The following is a 16,237-nucleotide window of genomic DNA, read 5'->3' as shown; positions in this document are numbered from 1 at the left end:
TTGAGCACATTATGGCCCTCTCCTTTCCTTTATTGCTGCTGATTATTTCCAACTGTTTCATGACCTTGGCATGGTACGGACACTTAAAGTTTTTGCACCACGCTCCACTCTGGCAAGCGATTTTATTTGGCTGGGCCATTGCCCTACTCGAATACAGTTTTATGATTCCGGCCACGCGTTATCTAGATCAGCATGGCTGGAGTCTGGGACAAATGAAAATTACCCAAGAAGTGGTGACTTTGCTGGTCTTTACGCCGTTTATGCTATTTATGTTTAAACAGCCGTTTAAGATTGACTATTTGTGGGCCATGCTGTGTTTGATGGGCTGTGTGTATTTCGTATTTCGTAGTCAGTAAAGAAAAAATCGAGATCATCAAAAAAGCCCGACATCCTGTCGGGCTTTCTCGTATCTTGGTTCCTAGGTATAACGCCTGTCGTACCTCACATCCTGATGCATGAACGTATCATTGTTGTTTTATGTTCTGGAACGTCCTGTTCCTGATGAATTTAGAATAGGCGATCTGACAGCATCAAAACAGTCGAAAATTTCCTGAATTGCTGTCAGCAAAAGCGTACAAAAGCATCGCAGAATCGATGAAGATTTTTGGAGACGTCGAAAAAAGACGCTATAATGGCGCGCATAATCTTTTTTGTCTTGATGCAAGTCAGGATATCCCGTTTTTCTTATTACTCTCTGGAAGTGCCAATGAACGCGGTCGCAGCGAAAGATGCTCAACCCTTAGTCGGAATTATTATGGGGTCTCAATCGGATTGGGCAACACTGGAACATACTGCCAATATGCTCAAACAGCTTGGCGTACCATTTGAGGCTGAGGTGGTATCAGCACATCGGACACCAGATCGTTTGTTTGAATATGCAGAGACAGCGCGTGATCGCGGGATTCAAGTAATTATTGCCGGTGCAGGCGGCGCGGCGCACCTCCCGGGTATGTGTGCAGCAAAAACCGATTTGCCTGTATTGGGTGTTCCAGTCAAATCATCGATCTTAAACGGTGTCGATTCTTTGCTTTCGATTGTACAAATGCCTGCGGGTATTGCAGTGGGTACTTTGGCGATTGGCCCGGCAGGCGCAACCAATGCAGCGATTATGGCGGCACAGATTTTAGGGCTGACGCGTCCAGAGATTGCGCAAAACGTGGCGGATTTTCGTGCTGCACAAACCGATAAGGTAGCCAGCAATAACATTCCAGGTCAGGCATAACGAGGCGATCATGAATAAAACCATCGGAATTTTTGGTGGTGGACAGCTTGGCCGTATGATGGCACAAGCGGCCCTGCCCCTTAATCTTGAATGTACGTTCTTCGAGTCGAATGCGGATTGTCCAGCAGCAATCTTGGGTCAGGTTTACTCTACCGAGCAAGATCCGAATGCATTGCAGGCATTTATTGAAAGTGCAGATGTATTTAGTCTTGAGTTTGAAAATACGCCATTGGCCGATGTAGACCGTCTGAGTCAAGACAAAGCCATTTATCCGCCACGTCAGGCCTTGGCAACTGCGCAGAATCGTTTGCTTGAAAAAGAGCTGTTTCAGCGTCTGGAGATTCCAGTCGCGCCGTTTCGAGCCGTCGATAACCTTGAATCGCTTCAAACTGCTGTAGCGCAGCTAGGTTTACCGATTGTGCTGAAAACAGCCACTGGCGGTTACGATGGCAAAGGTCAGTTTGTACTGCGTGAAGCGGAGCAAATTGATCAAGCTTGGCAAGAGCTTGGCCCTGCCAAATCATTGATTGCAGAAAGTTTTGTTCAGTTTTCTCGTGAAGTTTCGATTATTGCAGTGCGTGGTCAAGATGGTGAAGTGAAAACTTGGCCGTTGGCAGAAAATCACCATCATCACGGCATTTTGTCGCATTCGATTGTGCCTGCACCTCGCAGTGAAGCCTTACAGCCTGTTGCACAGGATTACATTACGCGTCTGCTGAATCATCTGAATTATGTGGGTGTTCTAACGCTTGAACTGTTTGTCACCGAACAGGGCTTATTTGCCAACGAAATGGCACCACGTGTTCATAATTCGGGCCACTGGTCGATTGAAGGTGCGGTGTGCTCACAATTTGAAAATCATGTTCGTGCCGTCGCTGGCTTGCCTTTGGGTTCGACCGAGGTGGTTCGCCCGACAGTGATGGTGAATATTATTGGTCAGCATCCAAAATCTGAAGATGTTTTGGCACTAAACGGCGCGCATTTGCACTTGTATAACAAGAGTGAACGTGAAGGCCGTAAATTGGGACACATCACTTTAATGCCGTTGAATCAAAGTGAATTGACGCATTTATGTCGTCAATTGGCGGAAATTTTGCCAGAACCGTTGGCATTAACTCAAGACATAACCATTTAGTTCATTTCAGGTGTATAAATCAAGCGATCAGCAAGCTGGTCGCTTTTTTTTAACTTTTTTTTGGGTAAGATAGCCGCCCTGATTTTGGAACAGTAGATATTCAGCCACCGCAATGAATTTAAAATCGTGTTCAAAAAATACAATTAGCCGTGATGAATTCCTGCAAATGATCTGTTTTAAATTCAAATTCTGCGCACAATAAAACTTTAAATTTAAAACAATATGAAAACTTTGAATTCAAAGTTTTTCTTTAGATGTTATTTGAATTCAAAACCAAGTTAAAGTGACTTATCCACAGCTCGAATGCAATAAAAGCGTGAAAAATTTTTGAATTTAAAATGTCTGGATTTGAATTTAAACTTTTCGGACTGTTTTTGAATTTAAAATGAGTGGTGTGGATAACTTTTTCTATACTTTGAATTTAAAGTGCAGAATATGAATTCAAATTTACGAATTCACGCTTTGATTTCGTTGCCATAGTGCTAAGGTAAGCACAGGATTTGCTTTTTTAAATTTAAAACAGGTGATGATAATAATGCGACGTTTGTCTTTTTTTCTTGGTACGTGTTCATTGCTGATGGCGCCCGCGCATGCCGAATTAATTTTGAATGAAAAAGTGGTGAATGGCTCAACCACAAATAAATCTGTCATGACCACAGCCGTTACACCACAAAATGATAATTTTCAGCGTTGTCTTGCAAATCTACGCTCACAGGCGATTGCATCGGGTGTTTCTGAATCGACCTACGACCAATACACACAAAATTTGACTCCAGATTACTCAGTCATAGATAAACTTAATTACCAGCCCGAATTTTCAACGCCGATCTGGGATTATCTGTCTGGTTTGGTCGATAACGAACGTGTAGACGCTGGAAAGCAAAAACTGGCACAGTATCGAGATGTGTTGAACCGCGCATCGCAGGTGTATGGTGTACCTGTTGAAACCATTGTGGCGGTGTGGGGTGTCGAAAGTAATTATGGTGATATTTCTGGTAAATATCCGTTATTACAGGCTTTAGGTACACTCAGCTGTGAAGGGCGTCGACAAAGTTATTTCCGTGGTGAATTTTTTACCACACTACGTATTTTGCAGCGCGGCGATCTGCGTTTAGATCAGTTAAAAGGCTCGTGGGCAGGGGCGTTTGGCCATACGCAGTTTATGCCATCGACTTATGATCGATTGGCAGTCGATTTTGATGGAGACGGGCGTCGCGATTTGGTTTCAAGTGTGCCAGATGCCTTGGCATCGACAGCCAATTTCTTAAAACAGGCAGGCTGGCAAACGGGGATGCCATGGGGTTTTGAAGTGCAGTTACCTGCCGGGATGTCTGTCTCGGGCGAAGGGCGTCGTAATAAACGTCCACTGAGCTACTGGTTGGCACAAGGCCTAACACGTGCAGATGGAACGGCTTTAATTCAGGGAAATCTCTCGTCGAATACGCCAGCGGGCTTAATGCTACCTGCAGGTGCGACCGGACCAGCATTTTTGGTCTTTAAAAACTTCGATGCCATTTATAGCTATAACGCGGCAGAAAGTTATGGTCTGGCAATTGCACATTTGTCAGATCGTCTCCAAGGTGCCGGACCTTTTCTAACCGCATGGCCCACAGATGATCCGGGAACCTCACGTGCCGAGCGCCGTGAAATCCAGCAGTTTTTACTTCAGCGTGGCTATGATATCGGAGCGGTAGATGGTTTGATTGGAGATAAAAGTCGTCAGGCGATTCAGCAAGAGCAAACCCGATTGGGCCTAAATCCGACGGGTCGGGCGGGGCAACAAATTTTACGTGCCTTCCGACAAGAGCAAGCAAGACGCATGATGCAATAAAATAAAAAAGGGCGATCAGACCGGTATCGCCCTTTTTTTATGCTGACTGTTTGATAGTTAAAGTTCGATTGGAGGCTGATCCAATTTTACCGCTTCTAAAATATCCATAATGACGGTGGTGACATCTTGGCTGAGTTCACGATCATTAAAAATTTCGTAAGCCGTGATGGTGACATCGGTGTCGCTTGGTAGCAGTTTTTGTTCTTCTTCAATCAAGTCTTTAATTGGTAGCAGCGTTTGTTTAACTTCAAGATGTAAAATATCCTGATAATCAAGATTTTCATCTTCTAATTCAATAATTTGTTCGTTGAAATACGGCAGTAAAATCGAATGTAAAAAGGGTTTGATCTCAATAATATCAAAAATCTCGATATCACGTGTTTGCTCAATTGTGCTGATGTGATCGTTCACTTCAATCAAAATATGATAATAACTCACTGATATCTCCCGACTAACATTCATCTTCAATATTGTTTATACCGTAGCACGGCAAAATTTTAGATACAATCACCGCCTTTTACGCTGTGCAGGATTTGCTTAGTCAGTCGGCGTGAAACCAGAGAGTGATGTCATGCAGTTAAAACGCTTCCCAGCCATTATTTTGTGGGTCATATTTGGCAAATTCACCGCTGTCTGTTAGCTCAGAAGCTGTCATCCCTGCTTCAAAAATACTGTCAGTATTCAAACCAGCAGAAAAATACAAACCATGCGATGTCAAGAGCGCATGAATATTTTCATCTGCGTGGATAAAGCTCAAATTCTCGATATAATCTTGTTGAAGCACATAGTTGAGTGTGATCAATTGCTGTTGAAGAAATTGCATTTGAACTGGCGTAAAGGGAACAAGCTGCTCTGGATCATCAAAAAAATTTTCGTTATTTGATTGTTGTTGCTTTTCTTTGGTGTGTATGGAAAACACTTGTATGTCATAACTCATTGCGAGTTGCTCCTTTTGTACGTATTTTAAGCTGGTTCTATAGAATGTTATGATTGAAAATTCAAATAAAAAACCGCGCATTGCGCGGTTTTTTATTTAACATATATTAATGGGGATGTTCTCTTGGTATATTTTTTTTTCAATTTATCTTCTGGAATTTGAAAAGCATTTTTTAAACTTTCATGTTTCCATGCAGGCCATTTTTTCACTTCTTCTTCAACTTTATTTAAATAATCTAGTAATACAGACATATTTAATTTCCTTTTTTTATTGCTTTTTTAATCAGAGCTTTTAGATCAGTTGCCATAGATATTTCTCTTTCAAGATAGGAAACAGCGAGGAGCGGCATTCTAACAGAAGCATCCTGCATTCTCCAAGATATAGTATCTCCTTCCTTATCTTTTCTTGTTATAGCATATCCACTACCAAGATTTGTTGAAAAAAGATTAAAAAAACTACGAGGCCCAACACCAACGAACGCTTCAAAATTTACTTTATCTTGTTTGACTGTTTCTAGTGAAATTGAATCTGGATGAAACTTAATTGCTTTACTTTTAGGGTAAGGTTCAATGTATATAACTTTCTCAACACCAGAGGCTATAATATGTTTTGCACAATTATGACAAGGAAAAGTTGTACAGAATAAAGTTGTATTAAGGGTAGGTATATTATTTCTTGCACAAGCTAATAAAGCTTCCATTTCAGCATGAACTACTCGACCATACTCCGTAATATCTTTGATTTTACTTTGAGCTAAATGATGTTTTAGCTCATTTAGTTCATCTTTATTTAACTTACTAATAATGGTTTTTGGTAAATTTTTTATTATATCTGAAATAATCTCCTGTTTTTCTTTAACATTTGAATCTTTTCCAATTTTATAATCTCTACCATTTTCTAAATCCTCTACTTTTTTCTTATCATAATTGTAGATAGGCCAATATAAACCACCTCCTGCTTTAGGAATATCATTGGCACCTGTTGAAAGTATATTTGAATTTTGTGTAATAACAGCACCTACTTGTCTAGATAAATCTGCTGATCTTAATGAAGCTGAAAAAGCCATATACATTGCATATTCATTAAATGTAGGAGTTATATAAGGATTACCGAAAATTAAATCTAATATTCTCCAAATATCATTATTTAATTTATCTGAGTCCCCATCTACATTTATAAAGAAATCAGATAAATGGAAAGTATCTGCAGTATGTTGACCATTTTTAATGGTTTCATCTGCATCTCTTTGAATTAGTTTTATCGCATCTCCATTTGAAATTAGTTTGGTTTCTTTTAGGTAGGAAATCCTTCTCTCCTCACTAGAGAATACACTAATTAGGAAGAAGCCATGAGAATAAATTTTTCTTAATAGCTGTACTTCTTCTGGATGTTTCAATGAATTTATAATATATGCAATTCGCTTCTCAGGTTTATCTCTAGAGGCTCTTTTCCTTGAAATTGTAGCCGCTATTCCTAATGAAGTAGCACCATTAAAGTCTTTTCTAAGATCATTTCCACGATCCATTAAATATGAAATTCGGTCATATTCATTATCAAAATTAATTGATGTTTCAAACAGGTCAGCAATAATATCCTTAGACACTTTAATATGTTCAGCGGAGTATCTAAATGCTCTTAAACGACTCTCTAATATTTTATATATATTATCCAAATCTATTCCAATTGCACCGACGAATGCAATAAATAATTCAGAGTCATTTGTTGTACTAAGTATATCTTCATAATTCATTTTTTCTACTTTTTTAGATACTCTCATATTAGTTTAAATAATTAATTTAAAAGATCAATAATAAAAGCATTTTCAATGCTATCTTTTTCAACGCTAAAAAAAATCGTTTTTTTCATTCAGTAGATGAAGTCCTGATATGATCAGTATTGGAGCCTGATTTGGAACCGAAACCATATTGGCTCTAAAGCTGAAGTTACAGTGTTAGAGCCTTGCGTCTAATGATGATTATTCAAAGAACTTAATATCTGTCGGTGTAGATATCTTGGCGGCATCACCAGCAGGCTTTAGTGTGCCGTGCTTCGAGTCAAAATGAAATAAGCTGATGTTATTGCTAAATACATTGGCTACATACAGATATCGACCTGTGGTATCGAATGAAAAAGCACGCGGTTCAATGCCATTGGCTTTATAAGACACGGGTTGAGCAAGTAAACCATTCGGTTGAACTTTAAACACCAAAAGAGCGTTATGTGAGCCGCGGTTGGCAGTGATGATGTATTTGCCATCTGGACTGAGAATAATGCCGCTGGCACTCTTAAATTTAGGTGTTGCATGCGCTGCAACCAGTTTATTCTGGGCGACTTTTTTCAGATAACCATCTTGCACCTTGAAGGTCACTATTTCACTCGACATTTCTGCGGTCACGTATGCATGTTGACCATTTGCGGAAAAGACCATATGACGTGGGCCAGAACCGGGAGCAAAGGTCACATCTCGGCGAGGATCTGCCTTGAGCGGCTGGGTTTGATTGGGGTGATATTGAAAGGCGTATACTTTGTCATTGCCCAGATCGGCCGCATACAAATACTGACCATCTGGACTAAACGTCGTCGAGTGGGCATGGCCACTGTCCTGACGACCTTTTACTACGTTTGATCCTTCCGAAAAAACAATATTTTGAATTTTTTCACCCAAATGGCCGTTTGGCAAAATTGGAAAAACAGTCACGCCACCACGATCTTTATCGATTGCTGAATAGTTTGAAACCACCAGAAATTTATTATCGAGACTGATGGACGCATGCGTCGGGTGTCCACCATGACTATCTACTGTATTGAGCACTTTAACTTGATTGGACTGAACTGAAATGGCAGTCACTTCACCTTTATTTTCTTCGTTGGTGGTGTAAGCAAAACGTCCATCTTTAGATTTTACAATCCAAGAAGGACTTTTCATTTTAAAAACATGTGTTGGCGTTAAGGTACCATCCTCATTCATTTGAAGTTGATACAACCCATCGCTGGCCTGAACTGGCTTTTGCACCAGCGGCGCATCCGGAATAGATGTCCATGTACCCACCAGCGCAATTTGCTGAGCTGCTACATTGGCGCTCGCACACCATGCAAAGGGCACAACCAAGAGTGACAAGATTGTCGCAGACGGTTTAATCCATTCAATGCGCTGTGTGTTTGAATGGCGAGTTTGAATAAAGAGGCTGTTTTTCATTACTGTTCCTTCAGCAAAGTGTTGTTTCTTGGATAATATCAATATACATAAAAAAAACGCCCGATAAATCGGACGCTTTTTCAAAAAACGATCAATTATTTTTTGTCGTCTTTCACTTCAGTGAATTCAGCATCGACAACGCCATCATCTGCTTTTTGTTGCTGACCAGCTTCGCCGCCTTGGAATGCATTTGGATCAAAACCTTGTGCACCACCTTCAGCGCCTTGAGCTTGCTCATAAGCACGTTGCGTGATTGGCATCAAAATGTTTTGTAGCGCTTCAGTTTTTGCTTTGATCGCGTCTACATCATTTTCTTTAGTAGCTGCTTCAAGTTCAGTCACCGCAGTTGCAACAGCAGTTTTTTCATCTTCAGTCACTTTGTCGCCAAGATCTTTCACTGCTTTGTTTGAGCTTGAAATTAATGCATCAGCTTCGTTACGCGCTTTTGCAAGTTCTTCAAACTTACGGTCTTCTTCTGCGTTTGCTTCTGCATCTTTGATCATTGCTTCGATTTCAGCATCAGACAAACCTGAGTTTGCTTTAATCTGGATCGATTGCTCTTTACCTGTGCTCTTGTCTTTTGCAGATACTTTCAAGATACCGTCGGCGTTGATGTCAAAAGACACTTCAATTTGTGGCACACCACGTGGCGCAGGTGGAATGTCACCTAATTGGAAGTTACCCAACAATTTGTTTTGTTGAGCCATCTTACGTTCACCTTGGTAAACCGAGATATCTACAGCAGGTTGATTGTCAGCAGCAGTCGAGAACACTTGTGATTTCTTCGCAGGAATCGTGGTATTTTTCTCGATAATTGCTGTGAGTACGCCGCCCATAGTTTCGATACCCAAAGTCAATGGGGTAACGTCAAGAAGCAATACATCATTTTTGTCGCCAGACAAGACTGCACCTTGAATTGCAGCACCGATTGCCACAGCTTCGTCCGGGTTCACGTCTTTACGTGGCTCTTTACCGAAGAACTCTTGTACTTTTTGTTGTACAAGTGGCATACGAGACTGACCACCGACCAAGATCACGTCAGAGATATCAGAAGTCGAAAGACCTGCATCTTTAAGCGCAATACGGCAAGGTTCAATGGTACGCGCAACCAAGTCTGCAACCAAACCTTCAAGTTTTGCACGAGTAACGTTGATCACCAAGTGTTTCGGACCAGTTGCGTCAGCCGTGATGTACGGCAAGTTGATTTCAGTCGCATTCGACGAAGAAAGCTCAATTTTTGCTTTTTCAGCAGCTTCTTTCAAACGTTGTAACGCAAGCGGATCATTTTTCAGATTCACACTTTGTTCTTTCTTGAATTCTTCAACCAAGTATTCAATCAATGCGTTATCAAAGTCTTCACCACCTAGGAAAGTATCACCGTTGGTCGATAACACTTCGATTTGCTGGTCGCCATCAAGGTCAGCAATTTCAATGATCGATACGTCAAATGTACCACCACCCAAGTCGTAAACAGCAACTTTACGGTCGCCTTCTTTCTTGTCCATACCAAACGCAAGCGCCGCAGCAGTTGGTTCGTTGATGATACGTTTCACATCAAGACCTGCAATACGACCAGCATCTTTAGTGGCTTGACGCTGTGCATCGTTAAAGTATGCAGGAACAGTAATCACCGCTTCTGTTACTGTTTCGCCAAGATAGTCTTCAGCCGTTTTCTTCATCTTTTTCAAGATTTCAGCAGAAACCTGTTGTGGCGCTAATTTTTTGTCGTTTACTTCAACCCACGCATCACCATTGTCTGCTTTGATGATTTTGTAAGGGACTAAGCCGATATCTTTTTGTACGGCTTGATCTTCGTAACGACGACCGATTAAACGCTTAATGGCGAACAATGTGTTTTTAGGGTTCGTTACCGCCTGACGCTTTGCAGACTGACCTACCAAAATTTCGCCATCTTTGTACGCAATGATCGATGGTGTAGTACGCGCGCCTTCCGCGTTTTCAATTACTTTAACTTTATCGCCCTCAAGTACAGCGACACATGAGTTGGTTGTACCTAAGTCAATACCGATAATTTTTGCCATGAGTTCAATTCCTCAAAATTTTTTTGCAATGTTTTTGCTTGTTATCCGATATGAGAGTGAATTGATTTTTTTCAAGCATTTTCATCAAAAAAAATCAAAACACGTTCCGATTTATTCAATTATTGACCGACAGTCACCATGGCTGGGCGCAACAAACGACCTGAAAGGGTATAGCCTTTTTGTAAGACATTACCAATCTCACCGGCCTTTGCTGTTGGATCAATCCCGACGGCCTGATGCAGGTCGGCGTTGAAGCCGTTCGAGGTATCTACCGCAGCCACTTCAAATTTTTCAAGCGTAGTGGTCAATGATTTCAAGGTCAGCTCAATACCTTCAACTAAAGGTGTTTTTTCGTCGCCCGCAGCCTGAATGGCGCGCTCAAGGTTGTCGACTGAGTCGAGCAAGCCTTTTGCAAACTTTTCAAGCGCAAATTTTTTGGCACTTTCTGCTTCACGTTCAGCGCGTTCTTTTACTTTTTCAGCTTCGTAAATGGCATTGGCTGCGCGTGCTTTTTCAAGCTTGAGGCTTTCTTCAAGCTTGCTGATCTGAGCTTGCAAATCTTCAACGCTAATCTCAGCGACCTGCTCGGTTTCTTCAGTTTGAGTGTGCTCAGTGTTAAGTGCTGCTTGCTCTGAAGATAAGTCTTGAGCCTGCTCGTTTTGCTCATTAGCCATTGATGATCTCCGTTTAAAAGGGTTCTTAAACATGTACAGTCCTTTGGGCATCAGTGTTTGTAACTGCAAATTCCTGAACTGCCACGAATTTTGTTCATTTGTGAATAATCATAGAGGTATGGGCATTGCTTAAAAATTCAAGTCATAGAAAACAGATAAAAAAATTATTCTTCACAATTCAGGTAATTGCCTAGATGTTCCATTAAAAATGCAATCAAAATCTGGGTCATGTGCGGCAAATGCTGTCGAGAGGCATACACCAGCGAGAGCGATAAATCGATTGCGGTATACTCTGGTAAGACGCGAACCAGTCGACCCATTGCCAAATCTTGCTGTACCAATAAACTGGGCAACATAGCAATGCCTTGACCATTTATACAAATATCATATAAAGCATTCACATCATTACTTTTAAAGCTGCTCTGGATTGGATAATTTTGCGGATGCTGCTCGGCATCAATGAGCGTCCAGTACTGACTATAATGTTGATGACTGATACAGGCGTGTTGCAATAACTGGCTCGGATGGTTCAATTCAGGTGCTTGAGCCAAATAGTCTGGATGGGCACAAAAGGTTGAAGCAATGGTGTAAATGGGGCGTGCAATCAAGCCATCGGCAATTTTCTGCGTAATGCGCAGCGCCAAATCGATATTGCCGTCGATTAAATCCAATGCATTTTCTGTGAGCGTTAAATCAAACTGAATTTGAGGATAAGCTGCCTGAAAGGCACGTAAACAACGATTCAGTCCCAACTGGTACAAAAACAAACCGCAGGTAAGACGAATGCTGCCGCTTTGTTGTTCATGCGCGGCTAAATCATGCAGTAACAACTGCTGCTGTAAAATATTTTCACAGTAACGCAGTGCTTTTTCACCCGATGGCGTTAGTGAGATTTTACGGGTATTACGTTGAAACAAGCGAATCGAGAAGGTGTGCTCTAAATGATGGAGATAACGTGACACCATGGCGCGCGAATAATCCAGCTGATCGGCAGCTCTGGCTAAACTGCCATGATGAGCAATTGCGACAAAAACCCGCATGGCTTTTAAAGTATCCATCATTAACCACATTTTTGTTGCAAGATATGCAACAGTTTATCTTGAAAATGCCGATTTATTAAACATAAGTTGCAGCTTAAAGTGTATTCCATCTTTAGGAGACACACATGAATTTTATTAAAAATACCACACTTGCTGCCGCCATAATGACCAGCCTTGCAGTCAGCACGGCTTTTGCTCAAACCGTGACGATTAAAAGCTTTGTGGCACAGCCAGAGCATTTTGGTGTGACCTCGACGCTCATTGAAAATGATAAAGAAGTGATGCTGGTCAATGCTCAGTTTTCTAAATCTGAGGCACTGCGTCTTACGGCCGAAATACTCGACAGTGGTAAAACACTCAATACCATTTTTATCAGCTATGGCGATCCAGATTATTACTTTGGTTTGGATGTCTTAAAACAATACTTTCCGGCAGCCAAAATTTTAGCTACACCAGAAACAGTGCAGCATATTCAGCAAACTCAGGCCCTCAAAGTGAACTACTGGGCACCTCTCATGGGCGCAAATGCACCTTCAAAGATCATCGTGCCCGAAATTTATCGAGCTAAAACTTTGAAACTTGGAAATCAAAAGATCGAAATCAAAGGCAAAAATGAGCTGACGTATTTATATATTCCAGATGCTCAAGCTGTGGTGGGCGGAATTGCTGTGTCGTCAGGCATTCATTTGTGGATGGCGGATACACCGCGCACTCAAGACCGTCAAGCCGTACTAGAGACCTTAAGCAGTATTCAGGCGTTACATCCGAAAGTCGTGATTCCAGCACATATGGCAGCGCATGCACCACAAGATTTGGCTGCGGTTAATTTTTCGATTAATTACATCAAAGATTATGAAAAAGCCGTTCAGGCCAGTAAAACATCGGCCGACGTGATTCAAATCATGCAACAGCAGTATCCCACTTTAACTGAAAACAGCAATCTGGAACTGGGTGCAAAAGTGGTTAAAGGTGAGATGAAATGGCCCTAATCAAGATCTGCAGATGCAGAACTTTTTAAAAAAAAAGCCTGCATGAAATACAACTCACATAGCGAAGGGTATCTGAGCCGCGAAAATCATTGTTTCGCGGCGTAATCTTCTTTGTATGGTTTTTATAAATATATGAGACAACAGGTTTATGCGCTAAAAAGCATAAAATTTCAAAAAACATCAAAAAGATTAAAAAATTACGAGCTTTTAAAGCAAAATATGAAGATTTTTATGCAAAAAAATCGATTAATAAAAAATTTCACAATCGCTACTGGCAAGCCTAAAAACTCCAACGAATTGTGCGAGCACCACTAAAAAAAATTGGGAATGATAGGCAGCGCAAAGTTGGACTTTGCATATTTTTAATTTGTCATAGTGAAAGGAAAGATCCCATGAAAAAATTAGCGCTTATGTCGTTGGTGTGTGCCGGTGTTGCGTTAACTGCTGTAGGCTGTGCCTCTGAAGCCGGTTTGAATGCATCTGGTTCTGCTCAAACAACATCTAGTCCGCAAGCCGGAGTACAAGGTGGTGTTGCAGCTGAAGCGGGTGCTTCAACTCAAACTCAACAGCCTGTACAAGCAGCGCCTGAAATGGCACAGCCGTCTACTGACGCTTCAACAATTCAGTAATATCAGCGTACGGGTCACTTAATTAGATCGTTTATTTGCCTTCAGGATGCCACCTAGGCGAAAAACTTAACCTGATCAAAGCTGCTACTGAGATCAAGTGTCTACATAAGATGACAGTCGCCGAAGAAATAACCTACAGCTTGCGCAGGAATCTCCTCTGGGTAAGCATGAGGTATTCGATTAAGATGTTTGAAAGCGGACAGGATGTTCACTCTGGTTTGTTTATCAATATGTCACAACGGATTGTGCAGTAACAAACCCATCAATAAACCCCTAAGTCACCTGATGATTTAGGGGTTTATTTTTTGTCGATTGAACGACCATCTCAATTTGATTTGATGTTTATGGGCAAATCATGAAAAATCCGTGTTTCTGCGGTCAATGACATTTAACAAAAACCGTCTACGTTTAATAAAAGCAACACAGAACAGGCTTGATTGCCACTTTTAAACAAGAATATAGTCATACATGACCCACATATGCCAAAAATATAAACATCGAAGGGAGACAGCGGTGGTTGCCATTACTCAAAATATTCAGGAACTACTTGAAAAAGGTCAGGGGCCTGCGGCTCGTGTTCTCGATAAGCTTCCTTCATTTGTGCAGGAATCGCTTGTCCGCGTATTGGGCTATCCCTATCAATATCCGCAGTTAGACAGTTTTACCAAATGCCTTATGGCTGTCCAACTTAAACAAGGTTTGGTCGGCTTTATTGGTTCCGATGTAGAGCAATCTCGTCAAGCGTTTGAGCTGCAAATGCAAACCATTCGGCGTAAACCCACCGCTGTTGCATCTGTCGAGGATATCCGTCTACCTTTGCAAAGCGGAACGATTTTTGCGCGGCATTATCATCCTGCACCCAGCAAAAAATTGCCGATGATTGTGTTTTATCATGGAGGCGGATTTGTCGTTGGTAGTGTAGATACCCATGATGAAGCGTGTCGCTTAATTGCAAAATACAGTCAAGCTCAGGTACTCAGTATTGAATATCCGCTCGCTCCCGAAGTTTCGCCGCAACGTTTAATTCAGTCCTGTGAAGATGCACTGGCATGGGTATATCAAAACAAACGACACTTCAAAATCTTAAAAAATCGAATTGCGGTGGCTGGAGATAGTGCGGGCGGAAACATCAGTACGGTGATCGCGCAGCGTGCAGTGGGTAAAGTTTATGCGCCTGATGCACAGTTCCTGATTTATCCAGTAGTTGATTTTAAAAGCCGTCACCCCTCATTTTATGCCTATAAAGATGGATTGGTGTTGACTGGAAATGATGTCGACTATGTGACTGATTACTATGCAACAAAGCATGCTATACATTTAGATGATCCAATTATTTCACCTACCTATGGTAATTTCAAAAAACTGGCGCCTGCCTATATTGTTACGGCCGGGCATGATGTCTTGCATGATGAAGGTGAGATTTACAGCCACAAGCTACGTCAAAATGGCGTTAAAGTACATTTTGAAGAGTATCTCGATCAAACACATGGCTTTATTAATCTAACGCCAGTATCGCATCAAGCCAAAGCTAACCTGATTCAGATGAGTCGCGGTTTTCGTAAGTTTTGGAACAAATATGCTTAAATGCTGAATCCGCTTTATGCCTTAGGTCAACAGGTCTGGTCTTCACTGATCATCAGATGAGTTGATTAGATGAGAGCCTAAGGCTTATTTTTTGAATGATGTATCAGGAATTAAAATGCTCAAACAATCGTTATGTTTATCTGCTGCTTTGCTCATGAGTGCGCATGCGCTTGCTAATACTCAGGTGGAAATGAAAACCACACTGGGCAATATTGAAATTGAGCTATATGATCAAAAGGCACCTGTTTCAGCAAAAAACTTTGAAAACTATATTAAGAGTAACTTTTATAACGGCACGATTTTTCATCGTGTGATTCCAGGCTTCATGATTCAAGGCGGTGGGCTAGAGTCCAACATGAAAGAAAAACCAACGGCTGCTCCCATTAAAAATGAAGCATCAAATGGTTTGAGTAATACACGCGGTACACTGGCAATGGCGCGAACCAGTAATCCAAATTCGGCCACCAGTCAGTTTTTTATTAATGTGGCAGACAATACCTTCTTAAATGCATCATCGCGTGATGCAGGTTATGCAGTGTTTGGTAAAGTGACCAAGGGTATGGATGTGGTCGATAAAATCGCAAATGTACCTACTGCCAATGTGGGAATGCACCAAAACGTACCTAAACAAGCGGTAAAAATCTTGAGCGTTCAAATAAAAACCACACACAAATAAAAGCAAATAAAATAAAAGAGAAATATTTATTTCATATTTCTCTTTTATAATTAGAGGTTTAGGTTGTTATTTGGTAATTTTTGCATCAAGTTGGTGCATAAAAATAGAACACTCGACAAAACAAAGGTTTAAAAACACTTGCGTGCCAAAAAAAATCTCCTATAATGCACTCATCCCGACGCGATACACGAAAGCAACTTAGCTTACAGGGTTAAGTTGAAAGAAAGTGTTTTGCGTTGAATTTGTCTCTGACGAAGAGCAAATCGATCATTAAGAGAATAG

General features: G+C 41.2%; 16 protein-coding genes. 8 read left to right on the top strand and 8 right to left on the bottom strand.

What is annotated here, in order from left to right:
* Nucleotides 1-11: 11 nt before the first annotated feature.
* From L2096_RS14940 to L2096_RS14925, 4 genes are all read left to right on the top strand, one after another.
* Nucleotides 12-356, top strand: a complete 345-nt coding sequence (locus tag L2096_RS14940) for a DMT family protein (RefSeq protein WP_004933440.1) — start codon at nucleotides 12-14, stop codon at nucleotides 354-356.
* 350 nt (nucleotides 357-706) lie between these two features.
* A complete protein-coding gene (gene purE, locus L2096_RS14935; protein ID WP_004933436.1) occupies nucleotides 707-1,222 on the top strand; it encodes a 5-(carboxyamino)imidazole ribonucleotide mutase in 516 nt (171 codons plus the stop codon).
* A gap of 10 nt (nucleotides 1,223-1,232) precedes the next feature.
* Nucleotides 1,233-2,357, top strand: a complete 1,125-nt coding sequence (locus L2096_RS14930; protein WP_250365747.1) for a 5-(carboxyamino)imidazole ribonucleotide synthase — start codon at nucleotides 1,233-1,235, stop codon at nucleotides 2,355-2,357.
* A gap of 535 nt (nucleotides 2,358-2,892) precedes the next feature.
* The gene (locus L2096_RS14925; RefSeq protein ID WP_250365746.1) at nucleotides 2,893-4,188 is read left to right on the top strand and encodes a lytic murein transglycosylase; all 1,296 of its coding nucleotides are present in this window, start codon (nucleotides 2,893-2,895) and stop codon (nucleotides 4,186-4,188) included.
* Nucleotides 4,189-4,245: 57 nt separating this feature from the next.
* Here L2096_RS14925 and L2096_RS14920 read toward each other — a convergent pair whose 3' ends face one another.
* The 8 genes from L2096_RS14920 to L2096_RS14885 all read right to left on the bottom strand — a co-directional run bounded on the left by L2096_RS14920 (nucleotide 4,246) and on the right by L2096_RS14885 (nucleotide 12,095).
* Nucleotides 4,246-4,650: a hypothetical protein gene (locus L2096_RS14920; RefSeq protein WP_076033279.1), complete on the bottom strand. Its 405-nt coding sequence runs from the start codon at nucleotides 4,648-4,650 to the stop codon at nucleotides 4,246-4,248.
* Between the two features lie 115 nt (nucleotides 4,651-4,765).
* Nucleotides 4,766-5,125 carry a hypothetical protein gene (locus tag L2096_RS14915; protein WP_250365745.1) on the bottom strand — a complete coding sequence of 120 codons (360 nt, stop codon included), beginning with the start codon at nucleotides 5,123-5,125 and terminating at the stop codon, nucleotides 4,766-4,768.
* 92 nt (nucleotides 5,126-5,217) lie between these two features.
* On the bottom strand, nucleotides 5,218-5,376 hold the full coding sequence (locus L2096_RS14910) for a hypothetical protein (protein WP_171076851.1): 159 nt from the start codon (nucleotides 5,374-5,376) through the stop codon (nucleotides 5,218-5,220).
* A gap of 2 nt (nucleotides 5,377-5,378) precedes the next feature.
* Entirely contained in the window at nucleotides 5,379-6,875 is a 1,497-nt protein-coding gene (locus tag L2096_RS14905) for an anti-phage dCTP deaminase (protein WP_250365744.1), read from the bottom strand.
* A gap of 225 nt (nucleotides 6,876-7,100) precedes the next feature.
* Complete coding sequence (locus tag L2096_RS14900; RefSeq protein ID WP_025095841.1) at nucleotides 7,101-8,321, bottom strand: lactonase family protein; 1,221 nt, start codon at nucleotides 8,319-8,321, stop codon at nucleotides 7,101-7,103.
* A 95-nt stretch (nucleotides 8,322-8,416) separates the two neighbouring features.
* Entirely contained in the window at nucleotides 8,417-10,363 is a 1,947-nt protein-coding gene (gene dnaK / locus L2096_RS14895) for a molecular chaperone DnaK (protein WP_004933419.1), read from the bottom strand.
* A 119-nt stretch (nucleotides 10,364-10,482) separates the two neighbouring features.
* Nucleotides 10,483-11,037 (bottom strand): nucleotide exchange factor GrpE, encoded by a 555-nt coding sequence (gene grpE, locus L2096_RS14890; protein WP_004933414.1) that lies wholly within the window; start codon nucleotides 11,035-11,037, stop codon nucleotides 10,483-10,485.
* Nucleotides 11,038-11,201: 164 nt separating this feature from the next.
* Nucleotides 11,202-12,095 carry a LysR family transcriptional regulator gene (locus L2096_RS14885; RefSeq protein WP_250365743.1) on the bottom strand — a complete coding sequence of 298 codons (894 nt, stop codon included), beginning with the start codon at nucleotides 12,093-12,095 and terminating at the stop codon, nucleotides 11,202-11,204.
* Nucleotides 12,096-12,202: 107 nt separating this feature from the next.
* On the opposite strand from L2096_RS14885, the gene L2096_RS14880 reads away from it, so the two are divergent.
* The 4 genes from L2096_RS14880 to L2096_RS14865 all read left to right on the top strand — a co-directional run bounded on the left by L2096_RS14880 (nucleotide 12,203) and on the right by L2096_RS14865 (nucleotide 15,955).
* Nucleotides 12,203-13,066 carry an MBL fold metallo-hydrolase gene (locus L2096_RS14880; protein ID WP_250365742.1) on the top strand — a complete coding sequence of 288 codons (864 nt, stop codon included), beginning with the start codon at nucleotides 12,203-12,205 and terminating at the stop codon, nucleotides 13,064-13,066.
* A 392-nt stretch (nucleotides 13,067-13,458) separates the two neighbouring features.
* Nucleotides 13,459-13,695, top strand: coding sequence for a hypothetical protein (locus L2096_RS14875; protein WP_004933398.1), 237 nt, complete (start codon nucleotides 13,459-13,461; stop codon nucleotides 13,693-13,695).
* Between the two features lie 513 nt (nucleotides 13,696-14,208).
* Nucleotides 14,209-15,279: an alpha/beta hydrolase gene (locus tag L2096_RS14870; protein ID WP_151746910.1), complete on the top strand. Its 1,071-nt coding sequence runs from the start codon at nucleotides 14,209-14,211 to the stop codon at nucleotides 15,277-15,279.
* A 115-nt stretch (nucleotides 15,280-15,394) separates the two neighbouring features.
* The gene (locus tag L2096_RS14865; protein WP_004933392.1) at nucleotides 15,395-15,955 is read left to right on the top strand and encodes a peptidylprolyl isomerase A; all 561 of its coding nucleotides are present in this window, start codon (nucleotides 15,395-15,397) and stop codon (nucleotides 15,953-15,955) included.
* The last annotated feature ends 282 nt before the right edge of the window (nucleotides 15,956-16,237 follow it).

Source organism: Acinetobacter sp. ACZLY 512 (assembly GCF_023614015.1).
GTDB classification, from domain to species: domain Bacteria; phylum Pseudomonadota; class Gammaproteobacteria; order Pseudomonadales; family Moraxellaceae; genus Acinetobacter; species Acinetobacter soli.
Note: the sequence above shows the minus strand (reverse complement) of the source record. Positions and strands in the feature narration are given on the sequence as shown.